At 72.8% G+C, this 852-nt stretch carries 1 protein-coding gene; it reads right to left on the bottom strand.

All coding sequences use genetic code 11. From position 1 onward, the window contains the following. Window positions 1-852 (bottom strand): PH domain-containing protein (locus O3Q52_RS53675; protein WP_269655626.1); only part of this gene is annotated, 852 nt, incomplete at both ends.

The following is an 852-nucleotide window of genomic DNA, read 5'->3' as shown; positions in this document are numbered from 1 at the left end:
CGACCGGCACGAGCACGGAGTTGGACGACCCCGCCACGTCCAGCTCGACCCGGACCCACCCGCGCCGCCGCCAGAGCAGCGGCTCGACGATGCGTACGGTCTGGACGCGCCCGGGCGGCACCGTCTCGTGCGTACGGTCGAGGAGCCCGTGGTCGATGCGGAGCCCGTCCGGGGACTCGCCCACGGTCCAGTCGTACTCGCCGACGAACCGTCCCACGCTGCTCGCGCCCGCCGCGCCGAGCAGCGGAAGAGCCGTCGCGAGGACCGTCCACACGCTGTGGGTGGCGAACCACAGGAGCGGCGGTACGACGAGGGCGGCGGCCAGCGTTCCCCAGGTGGCGCCGGTCAGGACGAGCGACACGGCGAGGACGCCGGCGGGCACGTGGAGCAGCTGCTGTACCGGTGCCTCGCCCACCTCGTGCGCCGTCTCGGGCGCGAAACCGGCGGCCCGGGCGAGCAGTTCGGCCCGCAGCACCCGGGCCTCCTCCTGGCCCAGATAGGCCAGCTCGTCCTTCTTGTCGGTCCCGACGACGTCGAGTTTGAGTTTGGCGACGCCGGCCACGCGGGCCAGCAGCGGCTGGGTGACGTCGACGGCCTGGATCCGTTCGAGCCGGATGTGCGCGGTGCGCCGGAACACCAGGCCCGTACGGATGCGCAGTTCGGTGTCGGTCACCGCGAAGTGTGTGAACCACCAGCTGAGAAAGCCGTAGAGGGCGGCCCCCAGGACGGCTGCGACCAGGAGGGCCAGCAGTGTCATCGTGGTGAGCCGCGTCAGTTGCCGCTGCGCCTGGTCGGGGTCGTTCACGGCCCAGCCGGCGATCACGGCGACGGGCGCCCACGCGCGCAGATCGG

Origin of the sequence: Streptomyces sp. ActVer (assembly GCF_027270795.1) — a bacterium.
GTDB lineage: Bacteria > Actinomycetota > Actinomycetes > Streptomycetales > Streptomycetaceae > Streptomyces > Streptomyces umbrinus_A.
Note: the sequence above shows the minus strand (reverse complement) of the source record. Positions and strands in the feature narration are given on the sequence as shown.